The sequence below is a fragment of the Bradyrhizobium sp. BR 10261 genome, assembly GCF_019455395.1.
Taxonomy (GTDB): domain Bacteria; phylum Pseudomonadota; class Alphaproteobacteria; order Rhizobiales; family Xanthobacteraceae; genus Bradyrhizobium; species Bradyrhizobium manausense.
On the sequence record NZ_JACOFQ010000012.1, the window covers coordinates 177,090 to 197,937 of the forward strand.

The following is a 20,848-nucleotide window of genomic DNA, read 5'->3' on the forward strand; positions in this document are numbered from 1 at the left end:
CGAAACGTCATCGCATTAACACATGCTCCGGCCGGTTTTGCGCATAAGTCGCAAATTGGGGCGAAATGGATGGACCGACTTCTCATGGATTCCGCGCAAGCTGTTGAAACAAAGGAGAAAGCCACGGAAACCGGGGGCTTGCCGGCGATCGCCTCAAGCCCCGAGCGATTCATCAATCGCGAGTTGTCCTGGCTGCATTTCAACCGTCGCGTCCTGGAGGAATCGGTCAACCCCAGCCACCCCATGCTGGAGCGGGTGCGATTCCTGTCGATCTCAGCCAATAACCTCGACGAGTTCTTCATGGTCCGCGTCGCCGGCATCAAGGCGCAGGTCCGCGAGGGCATTGCCGAGCGTGCCCCTGACGGGCTGACCCCGTCCGAGCAGCTGGCGCTGATCAACCGCACGGTTTCGCAACTTGCCAGTGATCAGCAGGCGATCTGGCGTGAGTTGCGCGGCACGCTGGCCGACGTCGGCATCGCGCTGGTCGACGGTAAGGACGTCACCAAGGCGGAGCGAACCTGGCTCGAGGAGTATTTCCTCAACAATGTGTTCCCGCTGCTGACGCCGCTGGCGATCGATCCAGCCCACCCCTTCCCGTTCATCCCGAGCCTCGGCTTCACCATCGCACTCCAGCTGACGCGCGAGGCTGATGGCAAGCCGATGAACGCGCTGATCCGCATGCCCGGCAAGATCGACCGCTTCATCCGCCTGCCGGCCGAGAGCAAGGTCCGCCTGATCTCGCTGGAGCAGGCCACCAGCCTGTTCATCAATCGCCTGTTCCCCGGCTACAGTCTCCACGGCCAGGGCGCCTTCCGCATCATCCGCGACTCCGAGCTCGAAATCGAGGAAGAAGCCGAAGACCTCGTCCGCCTGTTCGAGACCGCGCTGAAGCGGCGTCGCCGCGGATCGGTGATCCGGCTTGAGATCGACGCCAAGATGCCGGAAGAACTGCGCAACTTCGTGCAGCACGCGCTGTCGGCGGCCGACGACGAGGTATTCCTGGTCGACGGCGTGCTTGCCATGAACGAGCTGTCGCAACTCACCCGGCTCGACCGGCCTGACCTCGAATTCACCCCTTACGTGCCGCGCCATCCCGAGCGCGTGCGCGAGCATGGCGGCGATATCTTCGCGGCTATCAGACAAAAGGACCTGATCGTCCATCATCCTTACGAATCCTTCGACGTGGTGGTGCAGTTTCTGCAACAGGCCGCGCGCGATCCCGACGTCGTCGCGATCAAGCAGACGCTCTACCGCACCTCCAACAACTCGCCGATCGTGCGCGCGCTCGCCGAAGCTGCCGAAGCCGGCAAGTCCGTCACCGCGCTGATCGAGTTGAAGGCGCGGTTCGACGAAGAGGCAAACATCCGCTGGGCGCGCGACCTGGAGCGCGCCGGCGTGCAAGTCGTCTACGGCTTCCTCGAACTGAAGACGCACGCCAAGCTCTCGATGGTGGTGCGTCGCGAGGGCGGCAGCCTCACCACTTACGTCCATACCGGCACCGGCAACTATCATCCGGTCACCGCGCGTATTTATACCGACCTGTCCTACTTCACCTCGGAACCAACCATCGGCCGCGACGCCGCGCGCGTGTTCAACTTCATCACCGGCTACGCCGCGCCGAGTGATCTGGAAAAGATGGCGGTGTCGCCGCTGACCTTGCGCAAGCGCATCATCGAGCACATCCAGGGCGAGACCGAGCACGCCCGTCACGGCAAGCCCGGCGCGGTCTGGATGAAGATGAATGCGCTCGTCGATCCTGATATCATCGATGCGCTTTATGAAGCCTCACAGGCCGGCGTGCAGGTCGAGCTCGTGGTCCGCGGTATCTGCTGCCTGCGCCCCGGCATTCCCGGCCTGTCGGAGAATATCCGCGTCAAGTCGATCATCGGACGATTCCTGGAACACGGCCGAATCTATTGCTTCGGCATGGGCCAGGGCCTGCCGAGCGCGAAAGCGGCTGTGTATATCTCATCGGCGGATATGATGCCGCGCAACCTCGACCGCCGTGTCGAGGTGCTGTGTCCGCTGCAAAATCCGACGGTGCATCAGCAGGTTCTCGAACAGATCATGGTCGCCAATCTCAAGGACAACGAGCAGAGCTGGCAGTTGTTGCCGGACGGGTCCTCAACGCGTATGAAGGCCGCGAAGGGCGAAGAGCCTTTCAACGTGCACAATTACTTCATGACAAATCCGAGTCTGTCTGGCCGTGGAAAGTCGCTCAAGGAATCCTCGCCGCGCCGTCTCACGCGCCGGAACGAACGCCATCAGTCCTGACCGGAGATCCTTGCCTTGAAACGGCCGCGCAAGCGTGGCGCTAGCGTCGCGGTCATCGACATCGGCTCCAACTCGGTTCGTCTCGTCGTCTACGAGGCGCTGGCGCGGAGCCTGATTCCGATCTTCAACGAGAAGACGCTGTGCGGCCTCGGGCGCGAGGTGCAGAGCACGGGCCTGCTCGCGCCGGACGCCGTCGACAAGGCGCTGACATCGCTGAAGCGCTTTCGCGCGCTGTGCCGCGTGATGCAGGTCGGGCGCGTGTTCGCGATCGCGACCGCCGCCTGCCGCGATGCTTCCAACGGCCCCGACTTCATCGCAAAAGCCGAGCGCATCTGTGCCGTGAAGATCGAGATCCTCTCGGGACCCCGCGAAGCAAAGCTGTCGGCGCTCGGTGTGATCTCCGGTATCCACCGTCCTGACGGCATCGTCGGCGACCTCGGCGGCGGCTCGCTCGAACTGATCGACGTACGTGGCAACAGCGTGCGCAGCGGCGTGACGCTGCCGCTCGGCGGCCTCGCGCTCCAGGACCTCGCGCACAAATCGCTGAAGCGCGCCGATCGCATCGTGCGCGAGGCGATTGACGAGGTCGACCAGCTCGCCACCGGTCGCGGCCGCACCTTCTACGCCGTCGGCGGCACCTGGCGCGCGCTTGCGCGCATCCACATCATCCAGAGCGGCTATCCGCTACAGGTGATGCACGGCTATTCCATACAGGCGGCCGAGGCGCTCGATTTTGCCCGCCGACTGCGGCGCCTCGCCGCCGCCAACATGCTCGCCGACATCGAGGTCGTCGCGGATGCGCGGCGCCCGCTCCTCACCTACGCAGCACTCGTGCTCGAGCACATCATCCGCGTTGCTAAGCCGAAGACCATCGTGTTCTCGACCTTCGGCGTGCGCGAAGGCCTGCTGCACGAGAAGCTGCCGGAGTCCGAGCGCAACAAGGACGGGCTGATCTGCGCGGCGGAGGAGCTCAACCAGCTGCTGTCACGCTCGGCCAAGCACGCCCGTGAGCTGATCGCCTGGACCGATCGCCTCGCGCGCGTGGTGAAGCTGCGGGAGACCGAGGAAGACCGTCGCCTGCGTCATACCGCCTGCCTTCTGTCCGACATCGGCTGGCGCGTCCATCCCGATCATCGCGGCGAGCAGACGCTGAGCCTCGTGGTCAACGCCAATTTCGGAGCGATCGACCATCGCGAGCGCGCCTTCATCGGCCTGTCGGTATTCTATCGCTATGCCGGCCTCAGCGAAGAGAACCAGCCGCCACTGACCGTGCAGGAATTGCTGACGCCGGCCCAGCTCGAGCGCGCCCGCCTGCTTGGCGCGGCCTTCCGCGTCGCGCATCTGATCTCGGCGGCGCGCCCGGGCGTACTGCCCGCCACGCATTTCCGCAGCCATGGGCGCAAGCTGATGCTGGTGTTCGAGCACAGGTTAGGTGATCTCGTCGCCGACCGCGTCGGCAGCCGCTTCAAGCAGCTCGCCCGCCTGATCGGACGATCGGGGTCGATCGTCAGACGCTGACCAGCGCTGCATTCTGTCGCAGAACCGATTCCGGTTGATGCAAATCAAATCGACCGAGCTATATCGAATTAACGTGCCGCCACGTTGTTTCGGACCGCTTCTGCCATGCAACTCAAATATGAGCTTCGCCTGCCGACCCGCGGTCGGAAAATGGCTGCCTGGGTCATGTTTGCGTTCGCCATTGGCTTTTCGCCTCCGGGGTTTGGAGCGCAGGATGAAGTCAAGCTGAGCGAGCCGCAGGCGCGAAATCTTGGCGTGCGCGTCGCTCATCCGATCGCGAGCCGAACTGACCTGACTCTGCCCTACCCCGTCCAGATCGTGATCCCCACGCCGCAATTATGGGTCGTCAGCGCGCCCGTGGCCGGCATGGTCGCCAGCCTCCTGGTTGGCCGCGGCGATCGCATCTCGGCTGGCCAGCCGTTGGTCATCCTGGAAAGTCCAAGCTTCGTCTCTCAGCAGCGCGACTACCTGCACGCGATCGCGCAGGAGCAACTGGCAACCCAGCAGCTCAAACGCAACATGGATCTGTTCGACGGCAAGGCCGTGCCGCAACGCGTGCTTGAGGCGAGCCAGGCCGAAGCCCGTCAGGCCACGCTCGTGGTCGCCGAACGTCGGCAGATGCTGCGCCTGAGCGGAATGTCCGACGAGGCCATTGCGCGGCTGGTCGAAGAGACCGCGATCAGCGCCACGCTGACGGTCAACGCACCACAGACCGCATCCGTGGTCGATCTCGTAGTATCGCCTGGGCAGCGGCTCGAACAATCCGCGCCTCTGGTCAAGCTTGCGCGGCTCTCACCGCTCTGGGCCGAAATCGCGGTTCCCGCTGCAAGCATTCGAGCGATCCGCACCGGCGCGAAGGTCGAGATCGAGGGCTATCCAACGCCCGGCAAGGTCGTGCTGGTCTCGGAGACGATAGATCCCGCCACTCAGACCATCCTGGTTCGTGCGGAAGTCGCCAATGACGGCGCGTTGCATCCCGGCCAGACGACTGCGGCTCGTATCGGCTTTCTCTCCGCCGGCGAAAGCGCCTGGGAGATTCCTTATCCCGGCCTCGTCCGGCGCGGTGAGCAGACGTCGGTATTCGTCGCTTTCGACGGCGGCTTCCGGCTCGTTCCGGTCACTCTGCTGGCTGAAGACCAGGACCATGTCGTGATATCCGGCCTGATCACCGACCGCGACGAGATCGCGATCGGCGGCATCTCGGCGCTCCGCGGCATTCTGTCGGGACTGGGGCAATAAATGCTCCGGCGGCTGGTCGCTTTCGCGCTTTCGCAGCGGCTGTTCGTCGTGCTGAGCGTGCTGCTGCTGATCGGGTCCGGTGCCGTCCTGTTACCCGGCCTGCCGATCGACGCGTTTCCCGACGTCTCGCCCGTCCAGGTCAAGATCATCATGAAGGCGCCCGGCCTTACCCCCGAAGAGGTTGAGCAACGCATCACGGTGCCCGTCGAACTCGAACTGCTCGGATTGCCGAACAAGAAGATCCTGCGTTCGACCACGAAATACGCGCTGGCCGACATTACCGTCGATTTCGAAGACGGCACCGACATCTACTGGGCGCGCAACCAGGTTTCGGAACGCCTATCGAACATCTCGCGCGATTTCCCGGACGGGGTGAGTGGCGGCCTTGCCCCGATCACGAGCCCTCTCGGCGAAATGTTCATGTTCACGATCGACAGCGACGAGCTCTCGCTCGCTGAGCGCCGCACCCTGCTCGACTGGGTGATCCGACCAGCCCTGCGCACCGTCCCCGGCGTTGCGGACGTCAACGCGCTCGGCGGTTACGTTCGCGCGTTCGAGATCATTCCGCGCGTCGACGCGCTGGCCGCGCGGGGCATTTCCTACGACCTGTTTCGCCGGGCGATCGAATCCAACAGCCGCAACGACGGCGCCGGACGGGTGAACCAGGGCGAGGACAGCGCCCTGGTTCGGATCGAAGGCAGCATCCGTTCGATCGAGGATATCAAGGCCATTGTCGTGGACACGCGCGATGGCGTCCCGATCCTCGTCAACGACGTCGCGAGCGTCAAAGTCGGGACGCTGACACGCTATGGTGCAGTCACCTCGAACGGGCGCGGCGAAACCGTCGAGGGACTGGTGCTCGGTTTGCGCGGCGCCAACGCAGGCCAGCTCGTCCGCGACGTGCGGGCCCGCCTTGCGGAGCTGCAACCCTCGCTGCCAAAGAGCGTTTCGATCAACGTGTTCTACGACCGCAGCCGCCTGGTCGATCGAGCGGTGGGAACCGTTGTGCGGGCCCTTGGCGAGGCCACCGCTCTCGTCATCGTGCTCCTGCTGCTTTTCCTCGGTAACTGGCGGGCCTCGCTGGTGATCGCCCTCAGCCTGCCGCTCGCCATCGTCATTGCGCTGATCGTCATGCGAGTGGTGGGGATGTCCGCCAACCTGATGAGCCTCGGCGGACTTGCGATCGCGATCGGCATGTTGATCGACGCGCTCGTCGTCGTGGTCGAGAACATCGTCGGCAACCTCGGCAAGCACGAACCCGGCAAGACGGCGCCGCTGATCCATCTGATCTACCGATCGGTTTGCGAAGTGCTGGAGCCGGTGGCCTCGGGCGTCCTCATCATCATCATCGTGTTCGTTCCCCTGCTGACGCTCCAGGGCCTTGAAGGGAAGCTGTTCATCCCTGTCGCGCTGGCGATCATTTTCGCGCTCGCGAGCTCGCTGCTGCTGGCGCTGACGGTGATTCCTGTCGCGACGTCCTTCCTGCTCAAATCTGCCTCACATCGCGATCCCCTGGTCGTTCGCGCGGCCCAGCGCGTCTATGCGCCGGCGCTCGACTGGGCCTTGCGCAACGAGCGCAAGGTGATGAGTGCAGCGCTGGTCGCCCTACTCGCCGCGGGCTTTGCCTATGCAAGGCTCGGCAAGACCTTCATGCCGACGATGGACGAGGGCGACGTCATCGTCAGCGTGGAGACGCTTCCCTCCGTCAATCTCGACGAATCGCTTGCCATGAACAGAAGACTGCAGAGTGCGCTCCTCGCAGCGCCTGATATTGCCGGGATCGTCGCACGGACTGGATCCGACGAGCTAGGTCTCGACCCCATGGGGCCCAACCAGACCGATACGTTCCTCGTGCTAAAGCCTGCGGCCGAGCGACAGACCGACGATCGAGAAGCCCTGCTGCAGAAGCTGCGCGAGGTTCTCTCCGGCTTTCCGGGCATCTCGCTCAGCTTCACCCAACCGATCGACATGCGCGTGCAGGAGATGATCAGCGGCGTGCGTGGCGACGTAGCGGTCAAGATCTTCGGTCCTGACATCGCCAAGCTGAACGAAACTGCGGCGAAGCTGTCGGCCATCCTGTCCGGCATCGACGGTGCCGAGGACGTCTACACCACGCTCAACGAAGGCGCTCAGTACTACACGGTTTCCGTCAATCGAATGGAGGCCGGACGTCTCGGCCTGACGGTTGACGCCATTGCCAACTCGCTCCGCACCCAAATCGAGGGGCGAACGATCGGCACCGCGCTCGAGGAGGGACGCCGTACCCCCATTCTCGTCCGCGGCAGCAACACCACTCGGGAGGCGCCGACCCTGCTCGCGAGCCTTCCGCTGACGCTCGCATCGGGACAGCACGTCGCGCTGTCGCAGGTTGCTCGAATTCAACGCGTGGACGGCCCGGTCAAGATCGACCGCGAAGATGGCGCCCGGATGAGCGTCGTCCGGGCCAACATCCGGGGCCGTGACATGGTCGGCTTCGTCGAAGCGGCCCGCCAGAAGGTTGCGGCGGAACTCCCGCTTCCGGACGGCTATCGATTGACGTGGGGCGGACAGTTCGAGAACCAGCAACGTGCCTCTGCCCGCCTGTCGGTGGTCGTCCCTGTGGCGATCGGTCTGATCTTCGTCCTGCTCTTCACGACGTTCGGCGCCATCCGCCAGGCCTTGCTCGTGCTCGTGAACATTCCCTTCGCCCTGATCGGCGGCGTGTTCGCGCTAGTCGCCACGGGTGAGTACCTGTCGGTACCCGCCTCGGTCGGATTCATCGCACTGCTCGGAATTGCCGTCCTCAACGGTGTCGTGCTGGTCTCCTACTTCAATCAACTGCGTGCCCACGGCCTGAGCGAGCATCGTATCGTGGTGGAAGGCGCCATGCGCAGGCTTCGGCCGGTGCTGATGACCGCGAGCATCACGGCGCTCGGCTTGATTCCGCTGCTGTTTGCCTCGGGTCCGGGATCGGAAGTTCAGCGACCGCTTGCTGTCGTCGTCATCGGAGGGCTGTTGTCCTCCACGGTACTGACCTTGATCCTTCTGCCGATCCTGTATCGCCGCTACGGCGGCACCTCGAAGGTGGCCAAATGACCGATCAGCCGGTCTGCCTCACACTGATCGTGCCGCATCGGCTCCGTGAGGAGGTGTTCGACTATCTCGCCGAACAAATCGACCTTGTCTCGGGCTTCACCGCCTCCCACGTGGCCGGCCACGGCGGCGAAGTCCAACTGCACACGGCCGCTGAACGCGTCCAAGGCCACGCCGATCAAGCCATGGTGCAGGTCATACTGGCGCGGAACGACGCCACCCGCCTGCTCGAGCGGCTCGGGGTTTCGTTTGCCGGCGCCAAGCTTGTTTACTGGGCGATGCCCGTGACGGAATTCGGCAAGATCGACTGAACAATCAGCCTTCGGCCGACGCCTTGGCGTGTGCCTCGGAGGCTTCGAGCGCAGCGGCCTGCAGGCTGCGCCGGCGCCAGATCGCGCCGACCAGCAGCACGACGACGACGCCGAGGGCGGCGCAGAGATATTCAGCGCTATCGCCGCCGTGGGTGAATTGCGGCGGGATATGCAGAGTGCCGAGCATCCGGTCCAGCGAGGCTCCGAACGGACCTTCGGAGAGCGAATGCAGCTTCGGCTCTACCCCGGGATCGGTCGCGATCACCTCACCGGCGATCCAGCCGAGCAGCGCCGCGCCGGCCCACACCAGGATCGGCAGTTTTGCGAGCAGCGCCATGATCAGCGCAGCGCCTGCGACAATCAGCGGCACCGAGATGGCGAGACCGAGCACCAGCAGCGGCACGCTGCCATTGGCGGCGGCGGCGACCGCGATGACATTGTCAAGACTCATGATGATGTCGGCGACGACGACGATCTGCACCGCCTGCCACAGATGCGAGGCGGACTCGACGTCCTCGTCCTCGTTGTCAGGCACCACCAGCTTGGCCGCGATCACGATCAGTGCGAGGCCGCCGACCAACTTCAGATACGGCAGCGCCATCAGGCTGGCGACGATGCCGGTGAAGATGATCCGCAGCAGCACCGCGGCGCCGGCGCCGAGCACCATGCCCCACAGCCGGTGCCGCGGCTTGAGGCCGCGGCAGGCAAGCGCGATCACCAGCGCGTTGTCGCCGGAGAGCAGGACGTTGATCCAGATGATCTTGCCGACCGCGATCCAGAAGGTCGGCTCGGCCATCTCATTGCGGAACTGGGTGAAGAATGCCCCGATCGTGGCGGGATCGAAGATCTGCCCGAGCCAGTTCACAATGAGTCCCCTGTCGACTTAACCTGCCGGCTGGTTAGCCGACGATCTCGTTGCCCGAGAAGAACTGCGCGATCTCGATCGCGGCGGTCTCCGGAGCATCCGAGCCGTGAGCCGAGTTCTCGCCGATCGACTTGGCGTAGAGCTTGCGGATGGTGCCGTCGGCCGCCTTGGACGGATCGGTAGCGCCCATGACGTCGCGGTACTTGGCGACGGCGTTCTCGCCTTCCAGCACCTGAACGACGACCGGGCCCGAGGTCATGAACTCGACGAGCTCGCCGAAGAACGGGCGGGACTTGTGGACGGCGTAGAAGGTCTCGGCCTGTTCCTTGGTCATGCGGATGCGCTTCTGCGCGACGATGCGCAGGCCCGCCTTCTCGATCACGGCGTTCACGGCGCCGGTCAGGTTACGTGCGGTGGCGTCGGGCTTGATGATCGAGAAAGTGCGTTCGATGGCCATGATCTTGTCCTTGAAGAGAAAAAGGGTGGTTCGGAGTTGCGGGGCTTATATCGGCGCCTTCGCGATCCGGCAAGCGAGTGGCGGATCCGCCTCACGGCCGCTTCGCCCCAGACGAGGGGCTGAACCCCGGCCGGATTCCAGCATGGATTACAACGATTTCACCCAGATGAACCCAATCTGAAGGCGCTGTCAGGGTTTGGTTCAGCCTCGCTGGCGTATCGTCAGCGCCATCGAAACCAAAGCCTCCTTGCCGAGGCGCATCGTTTCGGCGGCCTTTCCATCGACGCGATAGCCCCGCGCCGGCAGTTTTGAGGAGATCATCATGTTGAGGAAACTTTCGCTCGCTGCAGTCGCCGCGGTCGCCCTGGGTGCCGCGCTCGCTCCCACCTCCGCCTCCGCTCACTGGCATGGCGGCTGGGGCTGGCATGGCGGCGGCTGGCATCACGGCTGGGGCTGGGGCGGACCGCGCTTTTATGCCTATGCCCCTGTCTCCTACGGCTATGGCGGCTGCTATGTGCGCCGGCTGGTCCCGACCCCCTGGGGACCCCGCTGGCGGCTGATCAACCGCTGCTACTGAGCCCGACAGCACATTTCTGAATACGTGAGGTACTGTTCCCCCCTGCGGTACCTTCCAAGGAGAGGCCCCGGTGTCCCCCGCCGGGGCCTTATCTTTTTTGGGCAGATACAGCGAATTCATACAATTTTTACTAGAAGGCCAGTCATCCCCGAGGCCTGGCGAAACAATTTGGGGGCCAATGACTTGGTAGGGTGTCGTTACTTTAAATACTGGGAACTCCGAGATGGCTGCCCTTCTTGCCAATGACAGCGAACAGATCGACCGGCGCACCAGCCGCTCGATCTGCGATGCCGTGGGCGAGCGGCTTCAGCAGAGCCTCCGGCCCGAGTCGCGGCTCCCGACCCATCTCGAGCAGCTTTTGAACGAGCTGAGGAAGCGCGACCTCGATACGCATTGACGAAAAATCGGGTTGCGTTTGATCCCGCCTGCGGTGACAAGGCCGCATGCTCACCATCACCGACCTCTCCGTCCGTCTCGCCGGACGCCTCCTGATTGACAGCAGCTCCGTGCAGATCACGCCCGGCGCGCGTGTCGGCATGGTTGGGCGCAACGGCACCGGCAAATCGACGCTGTTCAAGGTGATCCGCGGCGAGCTTTCGGCCGAGCACGGCTCGGTGACCCTGCCGCCGCGCTGGCGCGTCGGCAGCCTAGCGCAGGAAGCCCCGAACGGACCGGAAAGCCTGATCTCGGTGGTGCTCAAGGCCGACATCGAGCGCGAAGCGCTGCTCGCAGAGGCCGACACCGCCACCGATCCGCACCGGATTGCCGAGATCCAGACCCGGCTCGTCGACATCGACGCCCATTCGGCGCCGAGTCGCGCCGCCGCGATTCTCTCGGGCCTCGGCTTTTCCGCCGCGGACCAGCTGCGTCCCTGCGCCGAATTCTCCGGCGGCTGGCGCATGCGCGTCGCGCTCGCCGCGACGCTGTTCGCGGCTCCCGACCTGTTGCTGCTCGACGAGCCCACCAACTATCTCGACCTCGAAGGAACGCTGTGGCTGGAGGACCATCTCGCGCATTATCCGCGCACGGTGATCGTGATCAGCCATGACCGCGACCTCCTGGAAAGTTCGGTCGACCAGATCCTGCATCTGGAGCGCGGCAAGCTCACGCTCTACAAGGGCACCTATTCCTCTTTCGAGGAGCAGCGCGCCGCGCGCGAGCTGCTCGATGCCAAGGCCGTCAAGCGGCAGGAGGCCGAACGCGCCCGCCTGCAGGCCTTCGTCGACCGTTTCAAGGCCAAGGCGTCGAAGGCGCGTCAGGCGCAGTCTCGCGTGAAAATGCTGGAGCGGCTGAAGCCGATCACGGCGCTGGTGACCGAGGACGTGCGCGAGATCACCTTTCCGGCTCCTGAGAGATTGCTGTCGCCGCCGATCATCGCCGTCGACAACGTGTCCGTCGGTTACGATCCCGCCATGCCGGTGCTCACCCGCGTGACGCTGCGCATCGACAATGACGATCGCATCGCGCTGTTAGGCGCCAACGGCAACGGCAAGTCGACGCTGGTCAAGCTGCTCGCCGCTCGGCTTGCCCCCTTCTCCGGCAAGGTGACGCGCGCCGACAAGCTGTCGATCGCCTATTTCGCGCAGCATCAGCTCGACGAGCTGAACGAGGACGCCTCGACTTACGATCACGTCCGCAAGCTGATGGGGAACGATGCGCCCGAGGCCAAGGTGCGCGCCCGCGCCGGCGCGATCGGCTTTTCCGGCAAGGCCGCCGACACCAAGGCGGGAAAGCTCTCGGGCGGCGAGAAGGCGCGGCTGCTGCTGGGGCTCGCCACCTTCTTCGGCCCCAACATGATCATCCTGGACGAGCCGACCAACCATCTCGACATCGACAGCCGCGCTGCTCTCGCCGAAGCCATCAACGAGTTTCCCGGCGCGATCATCATGGTCTCGCACGACCGCTATCTGATCGAGGCCTGCGCCGACCAGCTCTGGATCGTCGCTGACCGCACCGTGGCCACTTACGACGGCGACCTCGACGAATATCGCCGCCTGGTGCTATCCGCGCGCAATGCGGAAGCCCCCGCGCGCGAGCGCAGCGCTCAAATCGAAAAGCCGCAGCGTGCAAAATCGGACAATCGCGGCTCGCTGAAGAAACGCATCGCGGAGGCCGAGGCCGAGATCGCCCGCGTCACCGAGATCATCGCCAAGATCGACACGGCGCTCGCCCTCCCCGACATTTTCACGCGGGATCCCAAGCAGGCCGCGCAATTGTCGAAGGCCCGCGCCAACGCCGCCGACGCGCTGGCGCGCGCGGAAGAGCAATGGCTCGAGGCGAGCGCGCAGTTCGACGAGGCGGCGAGCTAGAGCAAAACTGCGAAACAACCCCATGCACAGTACAGGTGTCACGATACCCTAACTGATCCCATTTGTAATTGTTGGGCAATCGGCTCCCGCACAGAGCCTCGATCAAGCCCCGGTCGGGTTGAAGACCGGGCTGGTACGTTGGCGCGGGATGCGCACGCCGCGCCGGGTCAGGTCGCGCAACTGCACGAACATCATCGCCGTCATCAATGCGTCGTTGAACGCATCATGCTGTCCGAGCGGCGGAATGCCGAGGTCGCCCAGCATCGCGGCGAATGACAGATCGACCGAGGTGTTGGGCGGCGCGTCGCCGTATTTGCGGTCGTAATAAAGCCGCGACACTTCGATGCGTTCGTTGGGCAGCTCAATTCCCACCAGCGGCAGGATGTACTTGTCCAGCATGGCGATATCGAAGTCGACATAGTAGCCGATCAGCGGGCGCGGCCCGATGAAATGCAGAAGGCTCGGCAGCACCTTCCAGACGATCGGCGCGGCTTCGACGTCGGACCGGCGCAGATGGTGAATCCTGATCGCCTCCGCTCCGAGCTCCCTGTCGGGATGGATGATGGCTTCGAAACGCGCGCTGGTCAAAATCCGATTGCCACGGATCTTGATCGCGGCGATCGCGACAACGTCGTCCGTTCGTACGTTGAGACCCGTGGTCTCGCAATCGATGACGACGAACTCGTCGTCAGGGGCACGGCCGAACATGAAGCGGTAGGATTGGTCGCTCAGGGTGGCCTGGTGCAACAGTCGCTTGATCGCGCGAGGCAGCATTCTAGAACATGCCGAGCTTGAAATGATGACCGACGATCTCGCGAAACCTCTTCACCACCTGGAGTGCGTCACGCAGGAGGTGGCGTTCCATGCTGGACAGGTGCGACGGTCGCACCAGCGTCCCCGATGCCCCGGCGGAGGCGGCCAGTTGGCCGTCGAGCCGAAGCATCAGCAGGAACCGGAAGGCCTGCTTCAGGTCGCGTCCAAAGTCCGCTTGCAGCACCCCGAGGTCACAGAGCCGAGAGATGCGCTTGTCGGTGGAGGTCTCGCGCAGCCCCTGTCCGAGCGCCAGGCTGCGAATGCCGTGCACGATCGGAAAGATGCCACCTTTCTTGAGGTCGAGCGCGTCCCCCGTACCCTCGGACGTGATCAAATTGTTGAAGAGGCCGATCGGCGTCTCGAACGCGTCGACCGCGCGCGCAAAGTGGGCCATGAACGCCTGCTCGCCCCGGGTCATATCGATCAGCGCCGACTTGGCGTCGTCCAGGAGTTGTTCATCGCCCGCGATCGCCTGCGCATCGTAGATGATGGCCACATTCATGTGCCCGGCCTGGTCGGGAAGCACGATCCAGCGGCGCAGATCTGCGAGATAGTCGGAGAGCGGCCTGGACCAGGCCGGATTGCGCACCATGATGTCGCCAGGACACGGTGGAAAGCCGAAGCTCTGAAGAGCGTCGAAGAAGTCGTGACGGAACGCGTCCAGGATTTCACCCTGCACCGGGCCGGCCAGGATGAGGCCGTTGTCCTGATCGGTCCGTACGGTCTGCTCCCCCCGCCCCTCGCTTCCCATCACGATCAGACAGCTGCCAGTGCGCAGCTTCGCCGGCGCGACCATGTCAAATACCCGCAACAGCAGGCGGCGGTTGAGATCGGAGACGATCTCCGCAATGACCTCCACCTTGACCCCTTGCCGCCGCAGCACGCGCGTTTGCGTCTCGATCTCGCGCGCCGCGGTGGCAAGGTCCTGCCGGCTTGAGGCACGATCGATGCGGCCGGCCGTGACCTGGGCGCTTCCTGCCAGAAATCCCAGCAGGTCGATCTCCTCCAGAATCCCGACGAAATCCTCATCCTCGCGCACGGCAAGCCGCCGCTTGTTGTGCTTGGTCATCAGCAAGAGAGCCGAGGACACGAAATCGTCGCGTCGCAGGGACACGATGTCGTAATTCGCGAGCGTGCCCACCGCCGTCTGGATGGACTGGCGCCCCAGCACCACGGCCTTGGACAGATTCATGCCGGTGATGATGCCGACCCGCTCGCCGTCCCGGACGAACAGCGCATTGCTGTTGATCTCGCGCATCAGGTGTCCGGCGGTCTCGATCGTGTCGCTGGCCGCCAGAAACACCGGCGGATGCAGGAACAAGTCGCCGACCTTGGCGTGCATCAACGAGCCGTAACGTCGCGCCTCCTCGTCGTTGGCGAGTTCGTCCAGCTTCCGGGATATCTCGCGGTAGAAGAACGCGGCAAAGCGTGGATTGGCCCTGATCAGATCGAGAGCGACCTTCCGGGGGATGACATAGCAGAGCGTCTCGTCGCGAGCGAAAAACTGGTGGCCGTTATGATCGTGAACGAGCGCGCGGCTGTCGAACGTGTCCTTGGGGCCGAGCAATGCGAGCAGGTCGACCTCGCTCCGCTCCTCGACGATGCCTTTGATCACGACATAGAGCGCCTCCGCCGGAGCGTCGCGCCTGATGATCGCTTCTCCCGGGCTGAAGTAGGCGATGTCGAGCGCGGACCGCAACGTCTCGGCCTCGTTCGGCGTCAGACGATCGAACGGCGGGTTGCCGATATCGAATGCCTTGGGCATTTCGACCTTCCGAAGCTGCGGACGACCTGAGGACCCGGCGATTGACCATCCAGTCGCACCGGCAGGCAACTGACCCGCCGGTGTCGAAGCAATGTCCTCGAACCCTCGTTCAGTGAGCCGTCGCTGAAGCCGCTCCGATACCGGTCTGGGACCGGACATATTGCGCATCGAAGCCATCGCGGTCGACCGCGGCACGCTTGCTGCGATCCAGCATCGAGACCAGCCAGATCCCCGCGAAGGCGATGGCCATCGAGAACAGCGCCGGATTGTCCAGCTTGATCGGAGCCGAGCCCTTGGCGAAACCGAGCGTCACCTCCCAGACCGCCGGCGAGAGCACCACGCCGACGACCGCGCTGACCAGACCGAGGAAGCCGCCGATCACCGCTCCCCGCGTCGTCAGTCCCTTCCAGAAGATCGACATCACCAGCACAGGGAAATTGCAGGAGGCCGCGATCGCGAAGGCAAGGCCGACCATGAAGGCGACGTTCTGGTTCTCGAACACGATGCCGAGGAAGATCGCAAGCACGCCGAGCACCAGTGTCGCGATCTTCGACACGCGGATCTCGTCCTGCTCATTCGCGTTCCCGCCCTTGATCACCATGCCGTAGAGATCGTGGCTGATGGACGATGCCCCCGCCAGAGCCAGCCCCGATACGACGGCAAGGATGGTGGCGAAGGCAACTGCCGAGATGAAGCCAAGGAACAGGTTGCCGCCCACGGCGTTCGCGAGGTGGATCGCCGCCATGTTGGAGCCGCCCTTGATCGCCGCGATTCCGCTCTTGGTCTTCTCGAGGATGCTGCCGTCCAGGAACATCGCGTCGGTCGAAACCAGCGTGATTGCGCCAAAGCCGATGATGAAGGTCAGGATATAGAAGTAGCCGATGAAACCGGTGGCGTAGAACACCGACTTGCGGGCAGCCTGGGCGTCCTTCACGGTGAAGAAGCGCATCAGGATGTGCGGCAGGCCCGCCGTTCCGAACATCAGCGCCAGGCCGAGTGAGATAGCCGAGAGCGGGTTGGAGATGAGGGTGCCCGGCTCCATGATCGCGAGTTTCTTGGGATGCACCTCGGTTGCCTTGGTGAACAGGGCTTCCGGGCTGAACCCGAACTTGTAGAGGACGGCCCCGGCCATGAACGTCGCCCCCGAGAGCAACAGCACCGCCTTGATGATCTGCACCCACGTCGTCGCTTTCATTCCACCGAACGTCACGTAGATCATCATCAGGCCGCCGACCAGGACGACCGCGATCCAATAGTCGAGACCGAACAACAGCTGGATCAGCTTGCCGGCCCCGACCATCTGCGCGATGAGGTAGAATGCAACGGTCACCAGCGAGCCGCACGCCGCCAGGATCCGGATCTCGGTCTGCCCGAGCCGAAACGACGTGACGTCGGCAAAGGTGAACTTTCCGAGATTGCGCAACTGCTCGGCGATCAGAAAGGTGACGATCGGCCATCCCACCAGCCAGCCGACCGAGTAGATCAGGCCGTCGTAGCCCGAGGTGTAGACGAGACCGGATATGCCGAGGAACGAGGCCGCCGACATGTAGTCGCCCGCGATCGCAAGTCCGTTCTGGAATCCCGTGATGCCGCCGCCGGCCGAGTAGAAATCTGCAGCCGACGCGGTCCGTTTGGCGGCCCAATAAGTGATGGCGAGCGTCAGGCCGACGAATCCGACGAACATGCCGATGGCCGACCAGTTGGTCGCCTGCTTCGTGCCGCCCTCGACGGCGCCGGCCGCGAGCGCGATGGTGGGCACGCTTGCGAGCAAAATGACCGATAGAAAGGCGAATCTCTTCACGAGCGGTTCTCCTCGACGATCTTGCGGATGAGTACGTCGTAGCTGGAATTGGCCTGACGGACGTAGATTCCCGTCAGCACGAAGGCGAGCACGATGACGGACAGTCCGATCGGAATACCGATCGTCGTCACGCCGCTGCCCAGCGGTATTCCCAGAAACTTCGGAGCGTAGGCCACCAGCAGGATGAAGCCGAAATAGATGACAAGCATGACCGCCGACAGCAGCCAGCCCAGCGACGAGCGCCGGCGTACGAGCTCCTGGTAATTCGGATCGCGTTCAATCTTTGCGAGGTTGCTCACGTCAATGACCCCTGGATGATCCTCTGAAATGTCTTGCCATGATGGCAGCCCCTTCTCTCGGGGTAGCCGTCCCAGCCTGCACTGGCGGCCGCACGAGCTCCATGATCCAGATCAAGCGCGGTCGATCCCGTGCGATGTGTCTGCAAGGGGGTGTCAGCGCATCGCGAATGATCCGGCCCCACGGCGGAGAGGCGCGCGCGGAAGAGCAATGGTTAGAGGCGATGCGCAGTTCGACGAGCGGCGAGCTAAGGCGCTGTATTCAACCACCGATCGGGCCGTGCCAGTGCGACAAGCCTCCAGCCGAGATTTCATTGCAAACTTTTGCTACACCTGTTCACTACTTGCTTGCGCGTTGGCCCGGCGCCTCATAGGCTTGCGCCAATTTTTAGTTTTGCTGTTTTGTGGCCCGGCGATCGCAAGCCGTCGGCCGAATTGATTTCGATTTGGATGAAATTGGCGAAGGAGGTGTCATGCCGATCACCGAGAGCCACGTCCGCGGATCAACCGATACGCCCCTCATCGAGGACACGATTGGAGCTTTCTTCGACCAGGCCTGCGAGCGGCTGTCGGAACGCGAAGCTCTGGTCGTCCGGCATCAAGGCATCCGCTGGAGCTTCAAGCAGGTGCGCCAACAGGTCGATGACCTGGCCGCCGGCTTCCTGGCGCTCGGTTTGAAACGCGGCGAACGCGTCGGGATCTGGTCGCCCAACAATGCGGAATGGATCCTCACGCAGTTCGCCACCGCCAAAGCCGGCCTGATCCTGGTGAACATCAACCCGGCCTATCGCGTCGGTGAGCTGGAATACGCGCTCAACAAGGTCGGATGCGCCGCGCTGGTCACCGCGGCGTCTTTCAAGACCAGTGACTACATCAGCATGTTGAACACGCTTGCACCGGAGATTGCGACCTCATCGCCCGGTCACTTGAATGCGGCGAAACTGCCGTCCCTGAAACTTCTGATCTGCATCGGCACGGATGCCCCAGGGTTCATCCGCTTCGATGCGGTTCAGAAGATGGCGACGGATCGCTCTCGCGCGCAGCTGAGAGAATTGAGCACGGAGCTGAAGAACACCGACGCGGTGAACATCCAGTTCACCAGTGGCACCACGGGCTCGCCCAAGGGCGCCACGCTGAGCCATCGCAACATCCTCAACAACGCCTTCTTCGTCGGCCGGACCATGGGCCTGACCGGCAACGACAGATATTGCATCCAGGTGCCGCTCTATCACTGTGGCGGCATGGTGGTGGGTACGCTGATGTGCATCGCCCACGGCGCCACGATGGTGTTGCCGTCCGAATGGTTCGATCCGCTCGCTTCGCTCGAAACGATGGCGGCCGAACGCTGCACCGGCGTCGGCGGTGTCCCGACGATGTTCTTGGCAATGTTGAACCACCCCGAGTTCTCGCGCTTCGACTTGGGCTCGCTGCGCACCGGCTGGGCCGGCGGCGCCCCCTGCCCGATCGAGATGATGAAGCGCTGCCTGTCCGACATGCACTTGCGCGATCTCACCATCATCTTCGGCATGACCGAGACCAGCCCGGTCTGCCTGCAGACCTCGACCGATGATCCGATCGAACGCAAGGTCGGCAGCGTCGGCCGCATCCATCCGCATGTCGAGGTCAAGATCGTCGACACAGATGGCAACACCGTCCCTGTCGGCGCGCCGGGCGAGTTCTGCACGCGCGGTTATTCCGTGATGCTGGGCTACTGGAACGATCCGGAGAAGACCCGCGAGGCGATCGATGCCGACGGCTGGATGCACACCGGCGATCTCGGCACCTTCGACGCGGAGGGCTACGGCAATGTCGTCGGCCGCAGCAAGGACATGGCGATCCGCGGCGGCGAGAACGTCTACCCCGTCGAGATCGAGAACGTGCTCTACCAGCATCCGGCGGTTGCCGACGCGCAAGTGTTCGGTATCCCCGACGAACGCTTCGGCGAAGAGCTTTGCGCCTGGATCAGGCTCAAGCAGGGCGGCACCATGACAGAGCTGGACGTCAGGTCGTTCTGCAAGGACCGCATCGCCCACTTCAAGATCCCGCGCTACATCCGCTTCGTCGATGAATTCCCGACGACGGTGACCGGCAAGATCCAGAAATTCGTGATGCGCCAGCGAATGATCGATGAATTGCAATTGAACGTGCAAAAGACTGCATAAAATGCGCGCGCAGGGAGATGCCAGGTGTCTGCACCCGAACCGATCAAATTCACCGACGGCGCGGCTTACGAGCGCTTCATGTCACCCTGGAGCCGATCGGCCGGAACGCTCTTCCTCGACTGGCTGGCGCTCCGCCCCGGATTGAGCTGGGTGGACGTGGGCGCCGGCAACGGTGCATTCACCGAGCTTCTTCTGGCGAAATCCGCCCCGTCATCCGTTTCCGCGATCGATCCCTCGGACGCACAGATTGCAACGGCGCGCCAGAAGTTCTCGGCAAAGGCGGTCGAGCTCTCGATCGGCGATGCGATGGCCCTGCCCTATGACGCCAACCGCTTCGATGCCGCTGTGATGGCCTTGGTGCTGTTCTTCGTCCCCGACCCGCGCAAGGGCGCCTCGGAAATGGTCCGCGTCACCAAGCCCGGCGGCATGGTCGCATCCTATACCTGGGACATCGTGCGGGGCGGCACACCGACCCAGCCGCTGTGGGAAGAGCTGGATGCCCTCGGCATCCCCGCAGCCCGTCCGCCGAGCGCCGACATCTCGCGCTTCGAAGCGCTGAAGGCGCTGTGGGCGGAACTCGGCCTGCATGAGATCGAAACCCGCGAGCTGGTCGTCGAGCGGACCTTCGCCGACTTCGAGGATTATTGGCTGTCGATGGTCGTCAGCAGCCCGAGCGGCATCGTGGGCAAGCTGTCGGACGCGGAGAGCGCGGAGCTCAGGCGCCGGTTAGAGGCGCGACTGCCGGCGAGTGCGTCCGGGAAGATCACGGTTCATGCTTCCGCGACTGCGATCAAGGGACGCAAAGCCGCTTGATGATCTCGGCGACGGAGGCCCGACGATGCGTCAGGTCGCCGCCTTCTTCTTCGCCTTCGGCTTCGCCGGCTTGGCGACCACCGGCGGCTCCGGCGTGCCTTCGATCGCGGAGAGGCGCCCCGAGGTGAAGGTGTAGATGCCCGCGCGCGGACCCGTCGTCCAGGTGACCAGCGCGACGCGACGGCCGGCGGCATCGCTGGAGAGATTGACGGTCGACGGCGCGCCGATGCCGCGCACCACGTCGCATTCGGTGTGACCGAGCGCGACCGTCCCGCCCGTGGGCGCCGGCGGCGTGGTCGATGCATTGGCGTCGGCGGGACCGGACGGCGCCATGCCGGGACAGGCACCGTCGGCGCTGACGAGATCCTCAGCTCCAACAGGCTTGTCGGGGGTCAGCGGCGGCGACTCGATCGAGATGTTCTTGATGAACAGACGGCTCGGCTTATTGAACCACTCAGCGTCCTTGGCGGACGTCAGCATATCGGATGCGCCAGCGCAGCCCGCCATCAGCGGCGCGACGGCGACCAACACGACGATGAGTGACTTTGGAAGCTTTTGATGTCGCACGATAACCTG

General features: G+C 63.9%; 17 protein-coding genes. 10 read left to right on the forward strand and 7 right to left on the reverse strand.

The window, feature by feature from the left end; genetic code table 11:
* The first annotated feature begins 84 nt into the window (after window positions 1-84).
* The 5 genes from HYH07_RS16685 (at window position 85) to HYH07_RS16705 (ending at window position 8,414) form a co-directional block, all read left to right on the forward strand.
* A complete protein-coding gene (locus tag HYH07_RS16685; RefSeq protein WP_057757885.1) occupies window positions 85-2,274 on the forward strand; it encodes an RNA degradosome polyphosphate kinase in 2,190 nt (729 codons plus the stop codon).
* Window positions 2,275-2,289: 15 nt separating this feature from the next.
* Window positions 2,290-3,792, forward strand: a complete 1,503-nt coding sequence (gene ppx, locus HYH07_RS16690) for an exopolyphosphatase (RefSeq protein ID WP_220003502.1) — start codon at window positions 2,290-2,292, stop codon at window positions 3,790-3,792.
* A 165-nt stretch (window positions 3,793-3,957) separates the two neighbouring features.
* Window positions 3,958-5,031, forward strand: a complete 1,074-nt coding sequence (locus tag HYH07_RS16695; protein WP_228749600.1) for an efflux RND transporter periplasmic adaptor subunit — start codon at window positions 3,958-3,960, stop codon at window positions 5,029-5,031.
* A complete protein-coding gene (locus tag HYH07_RS16700) occupies window positions 5,032-8,106 on the forward strand; it encodes an efflux RND transporter permease subunit (protein WP_220003503.1) in 3,075 nt (1,024 codons plus the stop codon). It begins immediately after the preceding gene.
* Window positions 8,103-8,414, forward strand: a complete 312-nt coding sequence (locus HYH07_RS16705) for a DUF3240 family protein (protein ID WP_220003504.1) — start codon at window positions 8,103-8,105, stop codon at window positions 8,412-8,414. The genes HYH07_RS16700 and HYH07_RS16705 overlap by 4 nt, the downstream gene beginning before the upstream one ends.
* A gap of 4 nt (window positions 8,415-8,418) precedes the next feature.
* Here the strand turns inward: HYH07_RS16705 and HYH07_RS16710 are convergent, their stop codons facing one another.
* Together HYH07_RS16710 and ndk are read right to left on the reverse strand one after the other, a co-directional pair.
* Window positions 8,419-9,279, reverse strand: a complete 861-nt coding sequence (locus HYH07_RS16710; RefSeq protein ID WP_220003505.1) for a TerC family protein — start codon at window positions 9,277-9,279, stop codon at window positions 8,419-8,421.
* 34 nt (window positions 9,280-9,313) lie between these two features.
* Entirely contained in the window at window positions 9,314-9,736 is a 423-nt protein-coding gene (gene ndk / locus HYH07_RS16715) for a nucleoside-diphosphate kinase (protein ID WP_057757894.1), read from the reverse strand.
* Window positions 9,737-10,058: 322 nt separating this feature from the next.
* On the opposite strand from ndk, the gene HYH07_RS16720 reads away from it, so the two are divergent.
* The 3 genes from HYH07_RS16720 to HYH07_RS16730 all read left to right on the forward strand — a co-directional run bounded on the left by HYH07_RS16720 (window position 10,059) and on the right by HYH07_RS16730 (window position 12,622).
* A complete protein-coding gene (locus tag HYH07_RS16720) occupies window positions 10,059-10,313 on the forward strand; it encodes a sulfur globule protein precursor (RefSeq protein WP_220003506.1) in 255 nt (84 codons plus the stop codon).
* 223 nt (window positions 10,314-10,536) lie between these two features.
* Entirely contained in the window at window positions 10,537-10,710 is a 174-nt protein-coding gene (locus HYH07_RS16725) for a hypothetical protein (RefSeq protein ID WP_220003507.1), read from the forward strand.
* Window positions 10,711-10,756: 46 nt separating this feature from the next.
* Window positions 10,757-12,622, forward strand: a complete 1,866-nt coding sequence (locus tag HYH07_RS16730; protein ID WP_220003508.1) for an ABC-F family ATP-binding cassette domain-containing protein — start codon at window positions 10,757-10,759, stop codon at window positions 12,620-12,622.
* A 102-nt stretch (window positions 12,623-12,724) separates the two neighbouring features.
* On the opposite strand, the gene HYH07_RS16735 is transcribed toward HYH07_RS16730, so the two are convergent.
* From HYH07_RS16735 to HYH07_RS16750, 4 genes are all read right to left on the reverse strand, one after another.
* Window positions 12,725-13,396 carry a 3'-5' exonuclease gene (locus HYH07_RS16735; protein ID WP_220003509.1) on the reverse strand — a complete coding sequence of 224 codons (672 nt, stop codon included), beginning with the start codon at window positions 13,394-13,396 and terminating at the stop codon, window positions 12,725-12,727.
* Between the two features lies 1 nt (window position 13,397).
* Window positions 13,398-15,200: a putative nucleotidyltransferase substrate binding domain-containing protein gene (locus HYH07_RS16740; RefSeq protein ID WP_220003510.1), complete on the reverse strand. Its 1,803-nt coding sequence runs from the start codon at window positions 15,198-15,200 to the stop codon at window positions 13,398-13,400.
* A gap of 109 nt (window positions 15,201-15,309) precedes the next feature.
* On the reverse strand, window positions 15,310-17,001 hold the full coding sequence (locus tag HYH07_RS16745) for a cation acetate symporter (protein ID WP_220003511.1): 1,692 nt from the start codon (window positions 16,999-17,001) through the stop codon (window positions 15,310-15,312).
* Window positions 16,998-17,300, reverse strand: a complete 303-nt coding sequence (locus HYH07_RS16750) for a DUF485 domain-containing protein (RefSeq protein ID WP_220003512.1) — start codon at window positions 17,298-17,300, stop codon at window positions 16,998-17,000. Before HYH07_RS16750 ends, HYH07_RS16745 begins: the two co-directional genes overlap by 4 nt.
* A 470-nt stretch (window positions 17,301-17,770) precedes the next feature.
* On the opposite strand from HYH07_RS16750, the gene HYH07_RS16755 reads away from it, so the two are divergent.
* Together HYH07_RS16755 and HYH07_RS16760 are read left to right on the forward strand one after the other, a co-directional pair.
* A complete protein-coding gene (locus tag HYH07_RS16755; RefSeq protein ID WP_220003513.1) occupies window positions 17,771-19,459 on the forward strand; it encodes an AMP-binding protein in 1,689 nt (562 codons plus the stop codon).
* Between the two features lie 24 nt (window positions 19,460-19,483).
* Window positions 19,484-20,272, forward strand: a complete 789-nt coding sequence (locus tag HYH07_RS16760; protein WP_220003514.1) for a class I SAM-dependent methyltransferase — start codon at window positions 19,484-19,486, stop codon at window positions 20,270-20,272.
* 30 nt (window positions 20,273-20,302) lie between these two features.
* On the opposite strand, the gene HYH07_RS16765 is transcribed toward HYH07_RS16760, so the two are convergent.
* The gene (locus tag HYH07_RS16765) at window positions 20,303-20,800 is read right to left on the reverse strand and encodes a hypothetical protein (protein WP_220003550.1); all 498 of its coding nucleotides are present in this window, start codon (window positions 20,798-20,800) and stop codon (window positions 20,303-20,305) included.
* Between the last annotated feature and the right edge of the window lie 48 nt (window positions 20,801-20,848).

What these genes read in the sequence shown, in the direction of transcription:
- HYH07_RS16735 (WP_220003509.1), bottom strand. Translation starts at nt 13,396, where the DNA reads ATGCTGCCTCGCGCGATCAAGCGACTGTTGCACCAGGCCACCCTGAGC.
- HYH07_RS16740 (WP_220003510.1), bottom strand. Translation starts at nt 15,200, where the DNA reads ATGCCCAAGGCATTCGATATCGGCAACCCGCCGTTCGATCGTCTGACG.
- HYH07_RS16685 (WP_057757885.1), top strand. Translation starts at nt 85, where the DNA reads ATGGATTCCGCGCAAGCTGTTGAAACAAAGGAGAAAGCCACGGAAACC.
- HYH07_RS16725 (WP_220003507.1), top strand. Translation starts at nt 10,537, where the DNA reads ATGGCTGCCCTTCTTGCCAATGACAGCGAACAGATCGACCGGCGCACC.
- ndk (WP_057757894.1), bottom strand. Translation starts at nt 9,736, where the DNA reads ATGGCCATCGAACGCACTTTCTCGATCATCAAGCCCGACGCCACCGCA.
- HYH07_RS16695 (WP_228749600.1), top strand. Translation starts at nt 3,958, where the DNA reads ATGTTTGCGTTCGCCATTGGCTTTTCGCCTCCGGGGTTTGGAGCGCAG.
- HYH07_RS16700 (WP_220003503.1), top strand. Translation starts at nt 5,032, where the DNA reads ATGCTCCGGCGGCTGGTCGCTTTCGCGCTTTCGCAGCGGCTGTTCGTC.
- HYH07_RS16755 (WP_220003513.1), top strand. Translation starts at nt 17,771, where the DNA reads ATGCCGATCACCGAGAGCCACGTCCGCGGATCAACCGATACGCCCCTC.
- HYH07_RS16720 (WP_220003506.1), top strand. Translation starts at nt 10,059, where the DNA reads ATGTTGAGGAAACTTTCGCTCGCTGCAGTCGCCGCGGTCGCCCTGGGT.
- HYH07_RS16730 (WP_220003508.1), top strand. Translation starts at nt 10,757, where the DNA reads ATGCTCACCATCACCGACCTCTCCGTCCGTCTCGCCGGACGCCTCCTG.
- HYH07_RS16705 (WP_220003504.1), top strand. Translation starts at nt 8,103, where the DNA reads ATGACCGATCAGCCGGTCTGCCTCACACTGATCGTGCCGCATCGGCTC.